General features: G+C 66.0%; 20 protein-coding genes and 1 other RNA gene. 14 read left to right on the top strand and 7 right to left on the bottom strand.

Annotated features, from left to right (window positions below):
- Positions 1 to 56: 56 nt before the first annotated feature.
- Entirely contained in the window at positions 57 to 194 is a 138-nt protein-coding gene (locus NVV90_RS12175; protein WP_258437547.1) for a hypothetical protein, read from the top strand.
- Here NVV90_RS12175 and NVV90_RS12170 read toward each other — a convergent pair.
- Positions 191 to 496 (bottom strand): hypothetical protein, encoded by a 306-nt coding sequence (locus tag NVV90_RS12170; RefSeq protein WP_258437546.1) that lies wholly within the window; start codon positions 494 to 496, stop codon positions 191 to 193. The genes NVV90_RS12175 and NVV90_RS12170 overlap by 4 nt on opposite strands.
- Positions 497 to 1025: 529 nt before the next feature.
- On the opposite strand from NVV90_RS12170, the gene NVV90_RS12165 reads away from it, so the two are divergent.
- Positions 1026 to 1823, top strand: a complete 798-nt coding sequence (locus NVV90_RS12165) for an IclR family transcriptional regulator (RefSeq protein ID WP_258437545.1) — start codon at positions 1026 to 1028, stop codon at positions 1821 to 1823.
- A gap of 163 nt (positions 1824 to 1986) precedes the next feature.
- Entirely contained in the window at positions 1987 to 3345 is a 1359-nt protein-coding gene (locus NVV90_RS12160) for an MFS transporter (RefSeq protein WP_258437544.1), read from the top strand.
- Between the two features lie 238 nt (positions 3346 to 3583).
- Here the strand turns inward: NVV90_RS12160 and NVV90_RS12155 are convergent, their stop codons facing one another.
- Positions 3584 to 4651, bottom strand: a complete 1068-nt coding sequence (locus tag NVV90_RS12155) for a D-2-hydroxyacid dehydrogenase (protein WP_309304055.1) — start codon at positions 4649 to 4651, stop codon at positions 3584 to 3586.
- 71 nt (positions 4652 to 4722) lie between these two features.
- Between NVV90_RS12155 and NVV90_RS12150 the strand changes: the two genes are divergently transcribed.
- From NVV90_RS12150 to NVV90_RS12140, 3 genes are read left to right on the top strand one after another with little or no spacing between them, the layout of a single operon-like run.
- Positions 4723 to 5610 carry an NAD(P)-dependent oxidoreductase gene (locus NVV90_RS12150; protein WP_258437542.1) on the top strand — a complete coding sequence of 296 codons (888 nt, stop codon included), beginning with the start codon at positions 4723 to 4725 and terminating at the stop codon, positions 5608 to 5610.
- A gap of 41 nt (positions 5611 to 5651) precedes the next feature.
- Entirely contained in the window at positions 5652 to 6422 is a 771-nt protein-coding gene (locus NVV90_RS12145; RefSeq protein WP_258437541.1) for an SDR family oxidoreductase, read from the top strand.
- The gene (locus NVV90_RS12140) at positions 6422 to 7474 is read left to right on the top strand and encodes an L-idonate 5-dehydrogenase (RefSeq protein WP_258437540.1); all 1053 of its coding nucleotides are present in this window, start codon (positions 6422 to 6424) and stop codon (positions 7472 to 7474) included. The genes NVV90_RS12145 and NVV90_RS12140 overlap by 1 nt, the downstream gene beginning before the upstream one ends.
- On the opposite strand, the gene NVV90_RS12135 is transcribed toward NVV90_RS12140, so the two are convergent.
- Positions 7471 to 8199, bottom strand: coding sequence for a FadR/GntR family transcriptional regulator (locus NVV90_RS12135; RefSeq protein ID WP_258437539.1), 729 nt, complete (start codon positions 8197 to 8199; stop codon positions 7471 to 7473). The two genes, NVV90_RS12140 and NVV90_RS12135, sit on opposite strands and share 4 nt — an antisense overlap.
- A 230-nt stretch (positions 8200 to 8429) precedes the next feature.
- Here NVV90_RS12135 and gndA point away from each other — a divergent pair, with 230 nt between their 5' ends.
- Complete coding sequence (gene gndA, locus NVV90_RS12130) at positions 8430 to 9866, top strand: NADP-dependent phosphogluconate dehydrogenase (protein ID WP_207617794.1); 1437 nt, start codon at positions 8430 to 8432, stop codon at positions 9864 to 9866.
- Between the two features lie 151 nt (positions 9867 to 10017).
- Positions 10018 to 10851, top strand: coding sequence for an oxidoreductase (locus NVV90_RS12125; RefSeq protein ID WP_258437538.1), 834 nt, complete (start codon positions 10018 to 10020; stop codon positions 10849 to 10851).
- Here NVV90_RS12125 and epsC read toward each other — a convergent pair.
- The 3 genes from epsC to msrA form a co-directional block, all read right to left on the bottom strand.
- Complete coding sequence (gene epsC, locus NVV90_RS12120; RefSeq protein WP_258437537.1) at positions 10848 to 11432, bottom strand: serine O-acetyltransferase EpsC; 585 nt, start codon at positions 11430 to 11432, stop codon at positions 10848 to 10850. The two genes, NVV90_RS12125 and epsC, sit on opposite strands and share 4 nt — an antisense overlap.
- 42 nt (positions 11433 to 11474) lie before the next feature.
- Positions 11475 to 12410: a cysteine synthase A gene (cysK, locus tag NVV90_RS12115; protein WP_258437536.1), complete on the bottom strand. Its 936-nt coding sequence runs from the start codon at positions 12408 to 12410 to the stop codon at positions 11475 to 11477.
- A 66-nt stretch (positions 12411 to 12476) separates the two neighbouring features.
- Complete coding sequence (gene msrA, locus NVV90_RS12110; protein WP_258437535.1) at positions 12477 to 13001, bottom strand: peptide-methionine (S)-S-oxide reductase MsrA; 525 nt, start codon at positions 12999 to 13001, stop codon at positions 12477 to 12479.
- Positions 13002 to 13116: 115 nt separating this feature from the next.
- Here msrA and NVV90_RS12105 point away from each other — a divergent pair, with 115 nt between their 5' ends.
- Entirely contained in the window at positions 13117 to 14022 is a 906-nt protein-coding gene (locus NVV90_RS12105; protein ID WP_258437534.1) for a Nif3-like dinuclear metal center hexameric protein, read from the top strand.
- A gap of 114 nt (positions 14023 to 14136) precedes the next feature.
- Positions 14137 to 14874, top strand: a complete 738-nt coding sequence (locus tag NVV90_RS12100; protein ID WP_258437533.1) for a zinc ribbon domain-containing protein — start codon at positions 14137 to 14139, stop codon at positions 14872 to 14874.
- A 16-nt stretch (positions 14875 to 14890) separates the two neighbouring features.
- Here NVV90_RS12100 and NVV90_RS12095 read toward each other — a convergent pair whose 3' ends face one another.
- Positions 14891 to 15655, bottom strand: coding sequence for a YaaA family protein (locus NVV90_RS12095; RefSeq protein ID WP_258437532.1), 765 nt, complete (start codon positions 15653 to 15655; stop codon positions 14891 to 14893).
- 58 nt (positions 15656 to 15713) lie between these two features.
- Here NVV90_RS12095 and rnpB point away from each other — a divergent pair.
- The 4 genes from rnpB to NVV90_RS12075 all read left to right on the top strand — a co-directional run bounded on the left by rnpB (position 15714) and on the right by NVV90_RS12075 (position 19085).
- Positions 15714 to 16090: RNase P RNA component class A (gene rnpB, locus NVV90_RS12090), an RNA gene on the top strand.
- Between the two features lie 284 nt (positions 16091 to 16374).
- Positions 16375 to 17832 carry a glyceraldehyde-3-phosphate dehydrogenase gene (locus NVV90_RS12085; RefSeq protein ID WP_258441159.1) on the top strand — a complete coding sequence of 486 codons (1458 nt, stop codon included), beginning with the start codon at positions 16375 to 16377 and terminating at the stop codon, positions 17830 to 17832.
- A 93-nt stretch (positions 17833 to 17925) separates the two neighbouring features.
- Complete coding sequence (locus NVV90_RS12080) at positions 17926 to 18135, top strand: hypothetical protein (protein WP_258437531.1); 210 nt, start codon at positions 17926 to 17928, stop codon at positions 18133 to 18135.
- A gap of 152 nt (positions 18136 to 18287) precedes the next feature.
- Positions 18288 to 19085: an HNH endonuclease family protein gene (locus NVV90_RS12075; RefSeq protein ID WP_258437530.1), complete on the top strand. Its 798-nt coding sequence runs from the start codon at positions 18288 to 18290 to the stop codon at positions 19083 to 19085.
- Positions 19086 to 19120: the final 35 nt, after the last annotated feature.

Genomic DNA, 19120 nt, shown 5'->3' with positions numbered 1-19120 from the left:
GTCATTGGGTGGAGCGGCGTGGGGGATGTTTTGCCGACTGGCGTAGCAGGTGCTGCATGCCTACTTCGCGGCCACAGGTCGACGTGATGAAACTCGCCGAAGCCTACCTCGCCATCGCCAAGGACATGGCACGGCGCCAGGAGGAAGACGGGCAAGAATCGCATCCAAGGGATGACTGCAACAAGGCCGGCTAACCTACCCGTCCGGTGGCCGGCTTTGAACCGCCGCGAGGGCGGAGGGTAACGCCGTTCTTGCGGAGATGGTTAGTGAGCGTTGTCGAGGGGAGTCCGAGTTGGGCGGCGATGACGGCGACGCTTTTGCCGGCGAGGTAGAGCTCCTTGGCCAGGATCATCTGGTCCTGGGTCGGGGACTGGCGGCGAATGGTCGCGTCATGTTCGCGGAGGAGCCGCAGTGCCGTGCGGATGTCGAGGTGGTACTTGGCCGCCAGAACCTTGCTTGACGCGCCGTTCTCGTAGGCGGCGACCAGTTCCTTCACCTGCTCCTCGGTGAGGATGGTTGCGCGGGTCTTGGCGGCTGAAGGCCGCGGGGCGTTCCGTGGCGTGTTTTTTGCCTGGAGATCTGCGAGCAGCGACCGCAGTTCCTCGAGTGATTTTTCAGGGGCGACTGGGTTTGCAAGGCGACCTATGTGGTCCACCGAGGAAACCCCGTCATTCCAAGTCATCGGCTTGGAGCGGCGGGGTTTTTTGCGTTGCCTGACTATTGCGTTGCCTGCGAATCGCCGGCCGGCGCCGTGGCTTGTGCGGGAGATGTACCGGGCGCGTGCCCCGGGGAACCGTCCGGGAATTGGAAGAGCTCTCCACCGCGACTATTGGGGGATGCCGCGGTGGAGAGCTCAAAAATGAATATACAGCGAATTCTTGTCGTTGGGAAACGGGATGTTCCAGGTGTTACCGGCGTCTCGTCCGGTCGAGGTTCCTGAAGGTCGGGGCCATTTCACACGCCTGCCACTATGATGGTTCGTGTTCAGTAGATTGAACGCAGGCATTCACAGACGAAGGAGAATCATGGCCGATTCCCACACCACGCGTTCCACTGAAGGTTTGGGGAGCTCTTCTCCCGCGCCGGCCGTGACACGGGCCGCTGCAGTGCTTGAGGCCTTGGCGGGATCGCCGTCGGGCCGCCTCACGCTGAGCGACCTGGCCCGCGAGCTGGGCATCCCCAAGTCATCCACCTCGAACCTGCTGCTGGCACTTGAGGAGGCCCGGCTGATCACCCGCCAGGGCATGGACTTCGCCCTGGGCCGCAAGCTCGTGGAACTTGGCGCCGCGTACCTGAGCCGCATGGACGAGGTCCAGGAGTTCTACCGGTACTGCGAGCAGGCGCCCGCCCTGTCCGGCGAAACCGTCCGGATTGCGATGCTCGACGGCGACCATGTCATCTACCTGGCCCGCTATGAGGGCCACCCTGCCGTGCGGCTGACATCGAACATCGGCGACAAAATGCCGGTTTCGCTCTGCGGTGTGGGAAAGGCGCTGCTGGCGCAGCTTCACGACCACGACATTGCGGCGCTCTTCCCTGACGGCACTGAGCTGCCGGTGATGACGGCGAAGTCGCTGCGCACGGCGGAAGAACTGAAGGCGGAGATCGTTACCATCCGCGAGCAGGGCTTTGCCTTCGAGGACGAGGAGTCCACGGTGGGAGTCGTCTGCCTGGCCGTGCCGGTTCCCACGCACGGGGCGCACGGCCCCAGCCTGGGCCTGTCCGTTACGGCACTGAAGGCCACCTATTCCCAGGAGCAGGGTGCCCTCATGGTCAAGGAGCTCAAGGAGCTTGCCCGTTCACTCGGCAATCCCATGGGCTGACGCGGCCACATGACGCGCGTCACATTTCGGACTGTTTGAATAAATCCGATTTCACCCTTGGCTGATTGTTCAGCACCATGTACGCTGTTCAATATAGTGGAAATGGCGTTGAAGCCATCGCTATCTCGCCAGGCCAACGGGGGCCTGGAGTGTTCTTGAGGGAGTGCTTGTGACAACTCGTACTAAGACAAAGCTTGCCGACGCCGACGGTGCAGTAGTTGCTCCGGACCAGCTGCGCAAGGCAACTCTTGCAAGTTCCGTAGGATCCGCGCTGGAGTACTACGACTTCTACATCTACGGCCTGGCCTCGGCCCTGATTTTCGGCCCGCTGTTCTTCAAGCCTTTGGGCGACAGTGGAGCATTGATCGCGTCGTTTGCTACCTATGGTGTCGGTTTCGCCGCCCGTCCCTTCGGCGGCATTGTGTTCGGCTACATCGGCGACCGCTACGGCCGGAAAATGGTCCTGTTGCTGACCATCGGCATGATGGGCCTGGCCAGTTTCGCCATCGGCTTGCTGCCGACATTCGAGCAGGCGGGCATGCTCGGTGCCGTGTTGCTGGTCATCCTCCGCATCGTCCAGGGCCTCGGCGCCGGGGCGGAGCAGGCCGGCGCTACGACCCTGATCTCCGAAGTGGCCCCGCGCCGTCGTCGCGGATTCTTCGCTTCGCTGCCGTTCGTGGGCATCCAGCTCGGCACGTTGCTCGGTGCCGGTACCTTTGCCCTGATCGCCCTCGCCAACAAGGACGTCCTGGAAGGCTGGCTCTGGCGGGTGCCCTTCCTGGCCAGCTTCATCCTGATCATCGTGGCGGTGTTCATCCGTCTCAAGCTCAAGGAGACCCCGGTCTTCCAGGAGTTGGAGAAGCACAAGAATGTCGTGAAGAACCCGGTCGGTGAACTGTGGAAGCACTCCAAGAAGAATGTGCTCATCGGCATCGGCCTGCGTATGGGCGAAAACGGCAACTCCTCCATCTACTCTGCCCTGCTCATCGCTTTCCTGGCAGCCAAGGATGGCGGTATTTTCCCGGGGGACAAGTTCATTGGCCCCGTTGGCCTTCTGATTGCTGCCGGCTTCGCTGCCATCATGGTGATCACGTTCGGCGCGCTGTCGGACCGCATCGGTCGGGTCCGCGTCTACCGCTATGGCGCACTGTTTCAGGCCGTCATTGCTTTGCCTGCGTTCTACCTGGTGACGCTCGGCAACGTGACCCTCGTATGGGTCGTGATGGTGGTTGGCATCGCCCTCGGCGTGCAGTCAATGCTTGGTCCCCAGTGCCCGCTGCTCCCTGAGCTCTTCGGTTCCCAGTACCGCTTTACGGGTGTCGCCCTTAGCCGCGAGCTCTCTGCCGTGTTGGCAGGTGGCCTGGTGCCTGTGGTTGGAGCCGTCCTGCTCGGCGCCACTGGCAACTCCTGGATGGTCCTGGCGATCTACTCGCTGGTCCTGGCGCTCATCTCCTTCGTGACCACATTCTTCACCCCGGAAACGGCAGGACGTGACCTCCTGCTGATCGAGGATGCCAAGTAGGCAGCACGCTCTTTCTGCAAGGCGGCGGCCGCTCCCCTAGGGAGAGCGGCCGCCGCCTTGCTGTGCCATGGAGTGCCGGGCCGTCCAGGGCAGTCCCGGAGCATCCAGCCCATGCCATTCCGGCGGATGCCTGTCTGGAGACGCGGAATCCGGAAACGCAGACAGCCCCTCCGGAATCCGGAGGGGCTGTCGGGCTGCCAGGCCGGGCGCCCGGGGAGCCGGCCTTGGTGGACGTGGCCTAGTAGAAGTGGACCGGGTCCACGAGGTGGGGGAGTTCGCCGCCGTCGAGGAAGGTCCGCAGGTTGCTGCAGAAGCGCTCGGCGATGAGGCGGTTCTCCGCGGCGCTGAGGGCCGAGGTGTGCGGGGACACCAGGACCTTGGGGTGGTTCCACAGCGGGCTGTCCTGGGGGAGGGGCTCCACGGCGAAGACGTCCAGGCAGGCGTAGGACACTTGGCCGTTCTCCAGCGCCTCGAGCAGCGCGTCCTCGTCCACCACGGTGCCGCGGCCCACGTTGACGAACACCGTGCCGGGCTGCATGGCGGAGAAGATCTCCTTGTTGAAGAGCCCTTCCGTGTAGGGCGTGCCAGGGAGGGTGTTGACGACGGCGTCGGCGTTGGCCACCAGGCCGGCCAGTCCGCTGTTGTCCGTGACCTCGTCGATGCCTTCGATGGCTTCCACGTTGCGCTTGGTGCCGCTGACCTTCATGCCTAGGGCCCGCGCCACCCGGGCGGTTTCCATGCCGATTTCACCGAGGCCGGCAATGACAACCTTGGAGCCGTTGGCCAGCTTGGTGGGGGTGCGCAGCTCGGGCCAGTGCTTGGCGGCCTGGTCCTGTGCCAGTTCGGCGCTGCGCTTGAAGCCGTTCAGGATGCCGAACGCGGAGAATTCCGCTAGGGGCAGGGCATGTACGCCGGCCGAGGTGGTGACGTGGAACTTCTGGAGCGTCGCCGTGTCCAGTCCGGAGGCCTTGACGGCACCGCCGGCGCCGGCGGCCATGGCGTGGATCCACTGCAGGTGCGGGTTGCTCTTGGCGATCCGGGCCAGGCCGGCCGGGCTCTCGTTGGGGAAGCCGTAGAGGACCTGTGCCTGGTTCAGCATGGCCCAGTAGCGTTCCTCCTGTTCCGGGGTCCGCTGGAAGGCGGGATCGCCGGAGTGGTCGGCGGGGAAGCGTTCCGGCGGCAGGAGCTCGGGTTCGTACAGCACGGTTATGGCTGGGTCCACGGCGCGGATGCGGTCCACATGCTCTGCTTCGAGCGGGACGGCGATTGCGATGGTAAGTTCATCAGTCGTCATGCTGTTCATCATACTGAATGGAGGCTAGGATATTGAACAGCTTTTCCATAAAAGACCACAAAGAAGTGAGGTGTTCGCCGAATATGACAGCCAAGAGCGTCGGATTCGTAGGGCTGGGACTGATGGGATCGCCCATGGCCGCCAACATTGCGCAGGCAGGGTGGACCGTCACGGCATGGAACCGCTCGGAGGCCGCCTTCCGGGACCTCCCCGGCGTCGGCCGTGCATCCGCCGTTGCAGAGCTCCGGGATGAACCGGTCATCATCTTCATGCTCCCGGATCTGCCCTTCATCGAAGAAGCCGCGGCGCCGCTGCTGGAATCCTGGCGGGCGCAACCGCCCGCCCCTGGAACCGCCGTCGTCGTCATGAGTAGCGTCTCTCCCACCGCCGTCCAGGACTTCGGACGCGCCGTCCACATGACCAGCGGCGGGAACGCCGTTGTCGTCGATGCGCCGGTCAGCGGAGGCACCACAGGGGCGCAGGCCGGGACGCTGGCCATCATGGCCGGCGCCACGGAGGACGAATTCCAGCGGCTGCTGCCCCTGTTCGAAACCATGGGAACCACCGTCCGCCGGATGGGGCCGTTGGGTTCCGGTTCCCTCACCAAGGCCTGCAACCAGCTGATCGTGGGGACCACGACGGCGGCGCTCGCCGAGGCCGCCGAGCTCGCCGAACGCTCCGGCATGGACGTCGGGGCCCTCTATGAGGTCCTGGCCGGCGGGCTGGCCGGAAGCCGTGTCCTGGACATCGTGGGACCCCGCCTCGCGGCCAAGGACTATGCCCCCACGGGCCCGGCCAAATTCATGCACAAGGACCTGGGATTCGTCATCCAGAGCGCCGCGGCCGCCGGCAGCGCGGTTCCCATGGCCGCGGCCGGCGTCGGACTCTACGCCGAACTCAAGCGGCAGGGCCTTGGCGAGCAGGACCTCGCCGTCGTACGGCAGGCCATCTCAAACCTCAGCGACTCCTAAGCAAACTCCCGGAACCACGTCAGCAAGAAGGAAAACAAGCAATGAGTGGACTTTTCGATCTCACCGGGCGCGTTGCGCTCATTACGGGCTCCAGCCGCGGAATCGGCAACGCCCTGGCCCATGGCCTGGCCGACGCCGGTGCCACAGTGGTGCTCAACGGCATCAACACCGAGCGCCTCAAGGCCGCGGAGACGGCCATGGCCGCCGAATACCCGGCCGGCCGCATCCACGGCTGCGCCTTCGACGTTACCAGCGACACCGAAGCCGCCCGCGGCGTCGCATGGGTCGAGGACAACGTGGGCCCGCTGGACATCCTGGTCAACAATGCCGGCATCCAGCACCGCGTGCCCATGCTGGACCTCGACGTCAAGGACTGGGAACGCGTCATCACCACGGACCTGACCAGCGCCTTCCTCGTGGGGCGCGAAGCCGCCCGGCACATGATCCCGCGCGGCCGCGGCAAGATCATCAACATCTGCTCGGTCCAGACGGACCTCGCACGCCCCACCATCGCGCCCTACGTGGCGGCCAAGGGCGGGCTGCGCAACCTCACCCGCGCCATGACGGCGGAATGGGCAGCCTCCGGACTGCAGATCAACGGCATCGCGCCGGGTTACATCCACACGGAAATGACGCAGAACCTCGTCGACGATGCCGACTTCAACTCCTGGATCCTCGGGCGCACGCCCGCGCACCGCTGGGGGACCGTCCAGGACCTGGCCGGGCCGGCCGTCTGGCTGGCGTCCGAGGCCTCCAACTTCGTCAACGGCCAGACGATCTTCGTCGACGGCGGAATGACGGTGGTGGTCTGATGCCCGGCTTCCTGCTCCCCGCCTCAGCCCCTGCCGTGGTCGCGCACGCCGCCGGGGACCTCCGCATCGAGGACGTCGCCCTGACCGCCCCCGCGCCGGACCAAGCCGTGGTGGAGATCGCCTACGGCGGGATCTGCGGTTCGGACCTGCACTACTGGCTGCACGGTGCCGCCGGCGAGTCGGTGCTCAAGGCCCCTATGGTCCTGGGCCACGAAATCGTGGGCACCGTGGTCCAGTCGGCCGCGGACGGCAGCGGCCCCGCCGCCGGAACCGCCGTCGCCGTCCACCCGGCCACGCCCGCCCCCGGTGACGCCAAGTACCCGGAGGACCGCCCCAACCTCTCGCCCGGCTGTACCTACCTGGGCAGCGCCGCGCGCTTCCCGCACACGGACGGCGCCTTCAGCCGCTACGCCAAACTGCCCTCCCGGATGCTCCGCGTCCTTCCGGCGGGACTGTCGCTGCGCACGGCCGCCCTCGTGGAGCCGGCAAGCGTGGCCTGGCACGCCGTCGCCCGCGCCGGGGACGTCTCCGGCAAGACCGCCCTGGTCATCGGAAGCGGGCCCATCGGGGCGCTCGCCGTTGCCGTGCTCAAGCGGGCCGGTGCCGCCCGGATCGTGGCCGTGGACATGCATGACAAGCCGCTTGAGATCGCACGGGCCGTGGGCGCCGACGAGGTCCTCAAGGGCGACGACGCCGAGGCCATCGCGGCCGTCGAGGCCGACATTGTGATCGAGTCCTCAGGCAGCCACTTCGGCCTGGCCTCGGCCATCAAGGGCGCTGTGCGCGGCGGAAAAGTGGTGATGGTGGGCCTGTTGCCCTCCGGCCCGCAGCCCGTGTTCATCTCGCTGGCCATCACCCGCGAGCTGGAGCTGCTGGGCTCGTTCCGCTTCAACGACGAGATCGACGAGGTCATCGCGGCACTGGCCGACGGTTCGCTCTTCGTCGATCCGGTGGTGACGCACGAATTTACCCTGGACCGCGGGATCGAGGCCTTTGAGGTGGCCAGGAACTCTGCAGAATCGGGCAAGGTCCTGCTGGACTTCCGGCCTTAACGCCGCTCCACCGGCACGAACACCCTGGGCTGGTCGTGCCAGCTCGGCGCCAGGTCCGTGATGGTCTCCCGCATGATCCTGCTGGAGGCCTCGCGGGCCTCGGCGCCGTTGCCGGCCTCGATCGCGTGGGCCACGTCCATGTGCCACTGCAGGGCATCCTTCTGGGGGTGTTCGGGCATCAGGCCGTGGAGCGTGCGGCCGGTGAGGGTCTCGGTGACCTGGCCGATCAGGTTGGCGAACATTTCATTGCCGGAGCCGGACAGCACCAGTGCGTGGAAACGGATGTCGAGTTCGAGGAAGCGCGGAACGTCCCCGGCTTCCCCGGCATCGCGCATGGCCAGCGAGATCTCCACGAGTTCGTTGCGGAGCGCCTCCGGGGCGTTGGCAGCGGCCAGTTCGGCTGCCACAGGCTCGACGGCGGAGCGGAGTTCGGCGAGGGAGCGCAGCTGGGCGCCGCGGCCTTCGCCGGCCAGGCGCCAGCGGATCACGAGGGGATCGAAGGGGTTCCAGCGGTGGGCCGGCAGGACCCGGATTCCCACGCGCTTGATGGTTTCCACCAGGCCGAGCGACTGCAGGACGCGCACGGCCTCGCGGATCACAGAGCGGGATACCTTGAGTTCATCTTCCAGATGCTCGGCCAGCATCACGTGGCCCGTGGGGAGGGTTCCGGCGACAATGCGGGTGCCCAGATTCTCAACGGCGCGGTGGTGAAGGCTGGTTGACATAACCGTAAGCATAGTAGCGAGCGGCCGTTCCGGAGTTCCACGGACATCCCCGTGCGGTGGCTTCCTGTGCGCGGCATCATAGACTGGTTTGTGACGTGGCCTGTTCCAAAACGTGGGCAGGACTTTCCCGCAACAGCTTTTAATACGTATGGTTTATTCAGCCTTTGGTTTAGAAAACGTTTCCTGTGCCCGGCGCAGGACCGTTTGCACACGATCGAATTGGAGTTTTGATGTCAGCACACATCGGTGTCACCGGCCTTGCGGTGATGGGCGCCAACCTGGCCCGCAACCTTGCACGCAACGGATTCACCGTGGCTCTCCACAACCGCTCCGTCGAAAAGACCGACGCCCTGCTGGAAAAGCATGGCACTGACGGCGACTTCGTCCGCACGGAAACACTGCAGGAACTGGTTGACTCCCTGGAGAAGCCCCGCCGCGTCCTCATCATGGTCAAGGCAGGCGCTCCCGTGGACGCCGTCATCGAGCAGCTGACGCCGCTGCTGGAGCCGGGCGACATCGTCATCGACGCCGGCAACTCGCACTACGAGGACACCCGCCGCCGCGAAGCCGCCCTGGCTGCCAAGGACCTGCACTTCGTGGGCATCGGCGTCTCCGGTGGCGAGGAAGGTGCCCTGAACGGCCCGTCCATCATGCCCGGCGGCTCCAAGGAGTCCTACGACGCTCTCGGCCCGTTGCTGGAGAAGATCTCCGCACACGTCGACGGCAAGCCCTGCTGCGCCTGGATCGGCACCGACGGCGCCGGACACTTCGTCAAGATGGTCCACAACGGCATCGAATACGCCGACATGCAGGTCATCGGCGAAGCCTTCGATCTCCTCCGCTCCGGCGCGGGCATCGAGCCGGCCGAGCAGTCCAAGATCTTCGCCGAATGGAACACGGGCGAGCTGTCCTCCTTCCTCATCGAAATCTCCGCCGAGGTCCTGGGTCACGTTGACGCCAAGACCGGCAAGCCGTTCGTTGACGTGATCGTCGACGCCGCAGGCCAGAAGGGCACCGGCCGCTGGACAGTCATCTCCGCCCTCGAGCTCGGTTCCCCGGTGTCCGGCATTGCCGAATCGGTCTTCGCCCGGGCACTGTCTTCCCAGGCCGAGCAGCGCAAGATCGCCCAGGAAGTCCTGGCCGGCGAGGAAATCGCCGTCGAGATCCCCGCCAACTTCGTCGAGGACGTCCGCCAGGCGCTCTACGCCTCCAAGCTGGTCTCCTACGCCCAGGGCCTGGACATGCTCACCTCTGCCGCCAAGGAATACGGCTGGGACCTGAAGCTGGACGAGATCGCCTCGCTGTGGCGCGGGGGCTGCATCATCCGTGCTGAGCTGCTCAAGGAAATCACCAACGCCTACGCGGCCGAGGAAAAGCCGGCCAACCTGCTGTTCGCCCCGGCTTTCACCAAGGCCATTGCCGACGTCCTGCCGGCATGGCGCCGCGTGGTTGCCACGGCCGTCCAGCTGGGCATCCCGGTTCCCGTGTTCTCCTCCTCCCTGGCCTACTACGACGGCCTGCGCCGCAAGCGCCTTGCCGCCGCCGTGATCCAGGGCCAGCGCGACCTCTTCGGTGCACACACCTACGGCCGTGTTGACGCCGAGGGCACCTTCCACACCCTGTGGAGCGAAGACAAGTCCGAGGTCGAAGCAGTCGACACCCACTAGGGATTGGGGCAGGGTCCCTGCCCACTCGGTTCCTGAAAGGTGCCCCGCTCGGTTCCTGACAAAGGCCGGTGCTTCCCCGTTACGCTGGGAGGTACCGGCCTTTGACGTGCCGGGACCGCAGCCACCCGTGGCCCTGGAGCAAGGACCCGCCATGCCGCAACGAGTCGCATTTGTCACCGGAGCCTCCACCGGGATCGGCTTCGAGGCCGCCATCAAGCTGAACGCTGCGGGCCTGGCGGTCTATGCGGGTGCGCGGCGGGTGGAGAAGATGGAGCCGCTCAGGGCCCACGGCATCACGGTGCTGCCGCTGGATGTCACCGACGACGAGTCCATGGTGGCGGCTGTGGAGACTGTCCTGCACCAGCACGGGCGCTTCGACGTGCTGGTGAACAACGCCGGCTATGGCTCCTACGGTTCGCTGGAGGAAGTGGCGCTCGATGAAGGCCGGCGGCAGTTCGAAGTCAATGTGTTCGGCCTGGCCAGGATGGCGCAGCTGGTGATTCCGGGCATGCGGGCGGCGGGATCCGGGCGGATCATCAATGTGTCCTCGATCGGCGGCAAGATCTACGAGCCGCTCGGCGCCTGGTATCACGGCACCAAGTTTGCGGTGGAAGGCCTTAGCGATTCGCTGCGCCTGGAGCTGAAACAGCATGGCATCGCTGTGGCGATCATTGAACCGGCCGGCACGGACACCGAATGGGGCGCCATCGCGGGCGAGGGCCTGCTGGCAGTCTCCGGCGCGGGCCCGTACCAGGAACAGGCGCGGATTGTGGCAGCGGCACTGGCGTCGACCTCCGGGAGCGGGCTGTCCACGCCTCCGGGGACGGTCGCGAAAGCAATAGTCCATGCGGCCACGGCCAGATGGCCCAGGACCCGCTACCCGGTGGGCAGGGGCGCCTGGACCATCCTGGCGTTGCGGAAGGTACTTCCGGACAGGGCTTTTGACGCCCTGTTCTGGAATTCCTACAAGCGTTTGGCCGGCTAGATCCGGTATTCGATGTAGTACTCGGCCGGGTCCACCGCGGGCTTGGTCTCCGACTTCGCGTCCCGGTGCCGCCAGGTGGCCGGAACGCCGGTGATGATCGATTCCGGCGGGGCGTCCTTCACGACGACGGCATTGGCGCCGATGGCGCTGTCCGCACCGATCGTGATGGGGCCCAGGACCTTCGCCCCGGCACCGATGGTCACGCGGTCACCGATGGTGGGGTGGCGTTTGACCTTGGCCAGGGAGCGGCCGCCGAGCGTCACGCCGTGGTAGATCATGACGTCTTCGCCGATCTCCGCTGTTTCGCCGATGACCACGCCCATGCCGTGGTCAATGAAGAACCTGCGCCCGATGGTGGCGCCGGGGTGGATCTCGATGCCGGTCAGGAAACGTCCCAGCTGGGAAATCAGGCGCGCCGGAAAGCGCAGCCCGGGGGACTGCCAGAGTTTATGCGTCAGCCGGTGGATCCAGATGGCGTGGAGTCCGGAGTACGCGAAAAAGTTCTCAAAAGAGCCTCGAGCCGCCGGGTCGTGAGACCGGGCGGCGTCGAGGTCTTCCTTAAGTCTTGCGACGAAGCTCACAAAGACCTTTCTACAGGAAAATGAAGGCGTGCGGGCGAAGAATCAGCCGCGGATGTCGTCAAACAGGACCGTGGAGATGTAACGCTCTCCGAAGTCCGGGACGATCGCGACGATCAGCTTGCCCTTGTTCTCAGGACGCTTGGCCAGCTCCAGGGCGCCCCACACGGCTGCACCGGCGGAGATGCCGCCCAGGATGCCTTCCTTGGCGCCCAGTGCGCGGGCGGTGGCTACGGAGTCCTCCAAGGTGGCGTCCAGGACCTCGTCGTAGACGTTGGTGTCCAGCACCTCGGGGATGAAGTTGGCGCCGATGCCCTGGATCTTGTGGGGGCCCGGGGCGCCGCCGTTCAGGATGGCGGAGTCCTTCGGTTCGATGGCGACAACCTGGACCTCGGGCTTGCGCTCCTTGAGGACCTGGCCTACGCCGGTCACGGTGCCGCCGGTGCCGATGCCGCCCACGAAGATGTCCACGGCGCCGTCGGTGTCGGCCCAGATTTCCTCGGCGGTGGTGGTGCGGTGGATCTCAGGGTTGGCCGGGTTGGCGAACTGCTGGGCCCAGATGGCGTTTTCCGTGGTGGCAACGATTTCCTGGGCCTTTTCCACGGCACCGCGCATGCCTTCGGAGCCGGGGGTCAGGACGATCTCTGCACCGTAGGCACGCAGCATGACGCGGCGCTCGGTGGACATGGTTTCAGGCATGGTCAGGATGACCTTGTAGCCGCGGGCTGCGCCCACCAGTGCCAGGGCGATGCCCGTGTTGCCGGACGTGCCCTCCACGATAGTGCCGCCCGGCTTCAGGGCTCCGGCCTTCTCGGCGGCGTCAACGATGGACACACCGATGCGGTCCTTGACGCTGTTGGCCGGGTTGTAGAACTCAAGCTTCACTGCGACGGTCGCGTCGAGGCCTTCCGTGAGCCGGTTCAAGCGGACCAGAGGGGTGCGGCCGACCAGCTGGGTGACGTCGTCGTAGATCCTTGCCATGAATGTATGCCTATCTCTGAAGTAGGGAAATGCTGAGGTCAGCCTAACGAGCGCCGGTCACCCGGGCTAAGCGGTAAGCCATGCAGAGTAATATTTCCGGGCCTTGGCGAGCTTGGGGTTGATGATCACCTGGCAGTAGCCCTGCGCCGGGAACTTGGCGTAGAAGTTTTGATGGACTTCTTCGGCCTCAAAGAAATCGGGCAGCCGGCTGACCTCGGTCACAATCGGATGGGACCACAGAGCCTGCGCGCGCTCGATCGCTTCCTCGAAAAGGATCTTCTCTTCCGTGGTCGTATAGAACATCGACGAACGGTACTGGGTGCCGACGTCGTATCCCTGCCGGTTGAGCGTGGTGGGGTCATGGAGGACGAAGAACATGTCCAGGATGACCTCCTCGGGAACCACGGTTTCGTCGAATGTCACGGCCACGACTTCAGCATGGCCCGTGGTGCCCGAGCAGACCTCGTAGTAGTCCGGGTTGCGGACGTGGCCGCCCGTGTAGCCGGACACCACCGCGCTGACGCCCCGGGTTTTCTGGTAGACGGCGTCCAGGCACCAGAAGCAGCCTCCGCCAAGTACAAAAGTTCTCATGACCTCTTCAATGGATCGGGGCGCCGGATGATTCCCGGGATACCTTACGGGACCGTGACGTTGTCCGGACACTGCCGGGAGCCCCGCGCGTGCCGCATGGGGTAAGAATAAGGGTATGGAAGCAGTAAGCACCGCACTCCCCGACGCGGACTCCGGCGAAGAGGCCGGTACCGGTGAACTCCCCGAGACCCCCACGCTGGGCCAGGTCCTCCTGGCAGTAGAAGAGCTCTGGCCCGAATCACTCGCCGAGGACTGGGACGAGGTGGGCCTGGTGGTGGGCCGGCCCACAGCCTCCATCACCAAGGTCCTGTTCGCCGTGGACCCCACGCTGGAAGTGATCGACGAGGCCATTGAATGGGGTGCCGGGTTGCTCATCACGCACCACCCCTTGCTGCTCAAGGGCGTCAACTCGGTGGCCGCCACCTCGGCCAAGGGTCTGGCCGTGCACCGGCTCATCGAAGCCGGGACGGGCCTGCTGACCGTCCACACCAACGGTGACTCCGCCGTCGGGGGTGTTTCCGATGTCCTGGCGGATGCGATGGGACTGGAAAACGTCGCACCGCTCACGCCTGCCAGCAATGGCCTTCCGGAGGAAGGCATCGGGCGTGTCGGCGAGCTCCCCGAGCTGATGACCCTGGGCGACTTTGCCGCCCGCGTGTTCGAAATGCTGCCAGCGGTGGCCGGAGGCGTGCGCGTGGCCGGGGACAAGGACGGGCTGGTGCGCCGCGTCGCTGTCTGTGGCGGGGCCGGCGACAGCCTGTTCGACGCCGTCCGGGCCAGCCAGGCGGACGTCTACGTGACGGCCGACATGCGCCACCACCCGGCGTCGGAGGCCCGCGAAGGCGCGGTGAACGGGCGCCCGTACCTGATCGACGTCTCGCACTGGGCCAGCGAATGGCTGTGGCTGCCTGCTGCGGCCGAAGCGCTCGGGAATGTGCTGGCGGACCAGGGCCACGAGGTGGAGATCCGCGTCAGCACCACCAACAGCGATCCTTGGGACTTCATTCTGACTCCCGGCTAAGCCTGGCGTAGCGAGGCAGGGGAGCACGCTAGGCGCTAGAGTCTAGATGGACGCGGGCTGAGGAGCCCGGCCGGGCCTGAGACACAGTCCCGGCACAACCAAGCGGAGGTAAGCGTGGCCAAGGCAGCACCGGCGGAACAGTTGAAATTGCTTGAGCTGCAGGGGCTGGATGCCAAGCTCAAGTCCTTGGCCGGCCGCCGCCGCGTCCTTGAACAGGACCCGCGCATCACCGACCTGCAGGACGCCCTCTCCGTGGCCAACGGGGAACTGGGCGCCGCGAAGGTGGCCGTCCACGACGCCGAGGCCGAACTGCGCCGCTCCGAAGCGGACGTGGAGCAGGTGGTTTCCCGCATTGAACGCGACGAAGCCAGGCTGAACAGCGGCACGGGACTGTCCAAGGACCTGATGGCCCTGCAAAGCGACATTGCCTCCCTCAACAAGCGCCGCTCCGACCTTGAAGACGTCGAGCTGGAAATCATGGAGCGCCTCGAGGGGCTGCGGGACCGCCAGGCGGCCCAGCAGCTGATCGTGGACGATATCCAGGGCGCGTTCGGCAGCATCCGCGCCGAACTCGACGCCGCCATCGCCGTCATCGCCGCGGAAGAGGCCGAGGTCCGGACCCAGCGGGCAGCCTTCGCAGAAGGCCTCGACGCCGGAATGCTGGCCGTCTACGAAAAGACCATCGCCAAGCGCGGCGTAGGCGCAGCACGGCTCTTCCACGGCAAGTCGGAGGGGTCCGGCATGATGCTGAGCCCCGGCGACCTCGCCGAGGTCAAGGCCGCCGCGGAAGACGACATCGTCTTCTGCCCGGACTCCGGCTGCATCCTGGTTCGCTCCGCCGAGTGGAACTAGGCACCCAGCCGGGGGGCTAGCCCGGCAGGATGATGTTGAGGGCGTGCGCCTTGCGCGCTGTCCCCTCCACAAGCTCCGCAGTCCACGCCTCGCCTGCAGCCTTCAGCAGTTGCTGCGGGGTGGCCGGCGCCCTGCCGCGCCGCGTCAGCAGGTGCCGGGCGAACTCGCCGCGGGTGTGCTTGGCGAAGTGGCTGACCACCGTGCGCTTGCCGTTGGCCTCCGTGAACACGTTGACGGCCACGGTCTGTGCGGCCGGGGGAGTCCACGCCGCCGCATAGGTGCTGGAGCGGCAGTCCACCAGGAGCTCGCCCTCCGTCCGTTCGGCGAGGGCCGCGCTGAGCTGCGGCTTCCAGAACGAGGCAAGGCGCCCGACGTCGGGCAGTGCGGTCCCCATGGACAGACGGTAGGCGGGCACGTGGTCGCCGAAGCCGATGGCGCCCCACAGCGCCGAGACCACCAGGACCGATTCGCTCGCCTTGCGCCGCTGCGTTGCCGTGAGGCTGTTGAAACCAAGGGCATCGTAGAGGACCCCGGAATACACCTGGTGGGCCGGGGCCGCTGGCTCGGCATGCAGGCGGGTGTTGCGCTCGACGTCGGCCTTCAGGGAGGCCCCGACGCCCAGCAGTGCCAGGGCATCCTCGTGCGCGCTGACCGTGCCCAGCGCCTCCAGCACCTTCGCCCGGGACGCGTTCAGGGCGGGAAAGCTCAGGGACTCCCACTCGACGGCGGGGCCGTGGGCAGCGGGGGTCTTGCCTTCGGAAGGCGGCAGCAGAATCAGCACCTGTCGATATTACCGGCGGACGGGAGCAGCCCCCGACGCCGGTAGACTGTAGGGCGGATGGGTTGACCAGGCGGCCGCGCGCCACGCAAGTGGCTCGAGGAACGTCCGGGCTCCGCAGAGCAGGGTGGTGGGTAACGCCCACTCGGGGTAACCCGCAGGCCAGTGCCACAGAGAACAGACCGCCAGGGTCCCTTGGGATCCAGGTAAGGGTGAAACGGTGGTGTAAGAGACCACCAGCTTCCCGGGTGACCGGGAAGGCTAGGTAAACCCCACCCGGAGCAAGGCCAGACAGGGCACGTTCGAGGGCTGCTCGCCCGAGTGCCCGGGTAGGCCGCTGGAGGGCGTCGGCAACGGCGCCCGTAGATGGATGGTCGCTACTCCCCTGCCGGCAACAGCAGGGGAGCACAGAACCCGGCGTATCGGTCAACCCATCCACCCCAAGCACTGTGAGTGATTTCACGCCCTACGGCGGCCACCCCTGGCAGGGTGCCACCGTAGAATGGGAGCTGAACGTGGATGTTCTGCCGCCGGGTCTGCGTTCGCAGCCGGCGGTTTTTCTTTGCTCGCGTTCAAGTGTCCCTGGGCAGACCGAAGCCCAACGGACGCGCGCGCCGCAGGATCAATCCCCGCGGCCGACTTCTGCATACGAGGACGTATGTGGTTGACCCAAGGAAGGTAGTTCTGTGAGCCAGACGTCAGATTCTTGTCTTGATACGTGGATGGGCCGGGAGGCTCTTGCCGAGGCCATGATCCCCGTGATCGGCCGGCTGTACCGCGAAAACAATGTGGTGACGAGCATCCATGGCCGTAGCCTGATCAACAAGTCGACCATGAACATCCTCAAGGCGCACCGCTTCGCGCGCCGGATGAGCAACACCGAGCTCCTGCTCGAAGAAACCGCACCGCTGCTGAACGCCCTGGCTGAACTCGAGCTCGGTGCCGCAGCAATCGACATCGCCCGCCTGACCGAGAAGTTCAAGGCCGAAGGCGCCGGAACCTCCCTGGAAGAATTCCTCCGCGCAGAACTCGCCGACGTCGTCGGCAAGCGCGGCGGGGACGACCGCACCAGCACCGACGTCGTCCTGTACGGCTTCGGCCGCATCGGCCGCCTGCTGGCCCGCATCCTCATCGAAAAGGCCGGCGGCGGACACGGCCTGCGCCTGCGCGCCATCGTCGTCCGCAAGGGCGCCGAGAACGACCTCGCCAAGCGTGCCAGCCTGCTGCGCCGCGACTCCGTCCACGGCTCCTTCGAAGGCACCATCCGCGTGGATGAAGAAGCCAACACCATCACGGCCAACGGCGTCCAGATCCAGGTCATCTACTCGGACAACCCCGCCACGGTCGACTACACCGCCTTCGGCATCCAGGACGCCCTGGTGGTGGACAACACGGGCCGGTGGCGCGACGGTGACGGCCTTGCCCAGCACCTGCAGAGCAAGGGTGTAGCCCGCGTCCTGCTGACCGCCCCGGGCAAGGGGGAACTGAAGAACATCGTCCACGGCATCAACCACGGCGACATCACCGATGCCGACAAGATCGTCACGGCTGCCTCCTGCACCACCAACGCCATCACCCCGGTCCTGAAGGCGATCAACGACAAGTTCGGTGTGGTCCACGGCCACGTCGAGACCGTCCACTCGTTCACCAACGACCAGAACCTGATCGACAACTTCCACAAGGGCGACCGCCGCGGCCGTTCCGCCGCCCTGAACATGGTCATCACCGAAACCGGCGCCGCCAAGGCCGTCGCCAAGGCACTGCCGGAGCTGCTGGGCAAGCTCACCGGCAACGCCATCCGCGTCCCCACCCCGGACGTCTCCATGGCCATCCTGAACCTCAACCTGGAGAACGGCACCACGCGGGACGAAGTCAACGACTACCTGCGTGAAATGTCGCTGCACTCGGATCTCCGCAAGCAGATCGACTACATCGATTCGCCCGACGTCGTCTCCACCGACTTCGTGGGCTCGCGCCGTGCGGGCATCGTGGACGGCCTGGCCACGATCTCCAACGACAAGAACCTCGTGCTGTACGTCTGGTACGACAACGAGTTCGGCTACTCCTGCCAGGTGGTCCGCGTCATGGAAGAGATGGCCGGGGTCAACCCGCCGTCGTTCCCGGCACGCGATGCCGCCTCCGCGCCCGCCGCTGCGGCGCGCGAGACCGTCTCCGTCTAGGGGACGTCTGATCCAGCGGCCCGTCCGAAAGGACTCCGGGGTTTCCCGGCTGAATTGCTGGAATCAGCCGGGAAACCTGACCAGAATGGAGTCATGGAAAGCGAAACGACTCTGGAACACGAAACCACGCTCGAGCGCGCCCTCGACTTGGCACGCGCCAATCACAAGGAAGCCAAGCGTCTGTACGATGCGGCCGTGGCCGGGCTCGCGTCCGGTGACGTGGGCGAGGCCCGCGTGGCCCAGCTGAAAGGGCTCCTTGAGGTCGCGGCCGAGGACGTCCAGCGGGTCATGAAGGAACAGTGACCCTGGAACAATAACCAGCAGGAAGAGGCACCGCGGAGCGCGGTGCCTCAACTGCAGTGTGACTTCTCCTACACACTGTGGATATCGGCTTTGACTGTCGGGGCCCTCACCTAGGCTCAGAGGGAACGATTTCCCCGATTGGACGGAGCCCCTTGAGTACCACCTGGACCGCATACCGGCGCGCGCGGCGCCAATCCCGCCAGGCCTGGGCTCTCCTCGTCGTACTGGCCGTGGGGGCAGCCGCCGGACTTGCCTGGTTCTTCACCAGCGGCCAGTTCGCGGCGGCCGGGCCACTGGCCTCCGGACCCAGCGAAGTCCGGGTCTATGATCCCGCATGGATGAATCCGGTTCGCCCGGTCTTGCCCGTTCCGGCAGGGACCGCGGCCGAGGCCTTGGAAAATCTCCCCGTCAAGGGCCGTGCCGCCAAGGACAACTACGAACGTACGGAATTCGGGCAGGCCTGGCTGGACGTGGACCACAACGGCTGCGATACCCGCAACGACATCCTCCGGCGCGACCTCTCCGACGTCGCCTTCACCGAAGGCTCAAAATGCCGTGTGGCCGCCGGCCGGTTCCAGGAACCCTACACCGGGCAGCAAATCGCGTTCCGCCGCGGCGCCGAGAGCAGTGCGGCGGTCCAGATCGACCACGTTGTTGCCCTGGCAGACGCCTGGCAGAAGGGCGCGCAGCAGCTGACCGCACCACAGCGGCAGAGCCTGGCCAACGATCCCCTGAACCTGGTGGCCGCCGATGGGCCAGAGAACGGCAAGAAGGGTGCCGGCGACGCCGCAACGTGGCTGCCGGCCAACAAGAACATCCGCTGCCACTATGTGGCGCGCCAGATCTCCGTCAAGGCGGCCTACCGGCTCTGGGTTACCGAAGCCGAGAAGGACGCCATGAAACGGGTACTCTCCGCCTGCCCCGGGCAGCAGACCATCCGCCCCGCTTGAGCAGTCCGCCGCAACGGTGGGCGTCGTAGCGGCGT

It is taken from the genome of Arthrobacter sp. CJ23, from assembly GCF_024741795.1.
In the GTDB taxonomy this organism is placed as follows: Bacteria; Actinomycetota; Actinomycetes; order Actinomycetales; family Micrococcaceae; genus Arthrobacter.
This window is presented reverse-complemented; position numbering and strand designations above follow the sequence as displayed.

Excerpts from the sequence above, each read along its gene's own strand:
- NVV90_RS12175 (WP_258437547.1), top strand. The coding sequence starts at position 57 with ATGCCTACTTCGCGGCCACAGGTCGACGTGATGAAACTCGCCGAAGCC.
- NVV90_RS12165 (WP_258437545.1), top strand. The coding sequence starts at position 1,026 with ATGGCCGATTCCCACACCACGCGTTCCACTGAAGGTTTGGGGAGCTCT.
- NVV90_RS12155 (WP_309304055.1), bottom strand. The coding sequence starts at position 4,651 with ATGATGAACAGCATGACGACTGATGAACTTACCATCGCAATCGCCGTC.
- NVV90_RS12150 (WP_258437542.1), top strand. The coding sequence starts at position 4,723 with ATGACAGCCAAGAGCGTCGGATTCGTAGGGCTGGGACTGATGGGATCG.
- NVV90_RS12145 (WP_258437541.1), top strand. The coding sequence starts at position 5,652 with ATGAGTGGACTTTTCGATCTCACCGGGCGCGTTGCGCTCATTACGGGC.
- NVV90_RS12140 (WP_258437540.1), top strand. The coding sequence starts at position 6,422 with ATGCCCGGCTTCCTGCTCCCCGCCTCAGCCCCTGCCGTGGTCGCGCAC.
- NVV90_RS12135 (WP_258437539.1), bottom strand. The coding sequence starts at position 8,199 with ATGTCAACCAGCCTTCACCACCGCGCCGTTGAGAATCTGGGCACCCGC.
- gndA (WP_207617794.1), top strand. The coding sequence starts at position 8,430 with ATGTCAGCACACATCGGTGTCACCGGCCTTGCGGTGATGGGCGCCAAC.
- NVV90_RS12125 (WP_258437538.1), top strand. The coding sequence starts at position 10,018 with ATGCCGCAACGAGTCGCATTTGTCACCGGAGCCTCCACCGGGATCGGC.
- cysK (WP_258437536.1), bottom strand. The coding sequence starts at position 12,410 with ATGGCAAGGATCTACGACGACGTCACCCAGCTGGTCGGCCGCACCCCT.
- msrA (WP_258437535.1), bottom strand. The coding sequence starts at position 13,001 with ATGAGAACTTTTGTACTTGGCGGAGGCTGCTTCTGGTGCCTGGACGCC.
- NVV90_RS12105 (WP_258437534.1), top strand. The coding sequence starts at position 13,117 with ATGGAAGCAGTAAGCACCGCACTCCCCGACGCGGACTCCGGCGAAGAG.
- NVV90_RS12085 (WP_258441159.1), top strand. The coding sequence starts at position 16,375 with ATGGGCCGGGAGGCTCTTGCCGAGGCCATGATCCCCGTGATCGGCCGG.
- NVV90_RS12080 (WP_258437531.1), top strand. The coding sequence starts at position 17,926 with ATGGAAAGCGAAACGACTCTGGAACACGAAACCACGCTCGAGCGCGCC.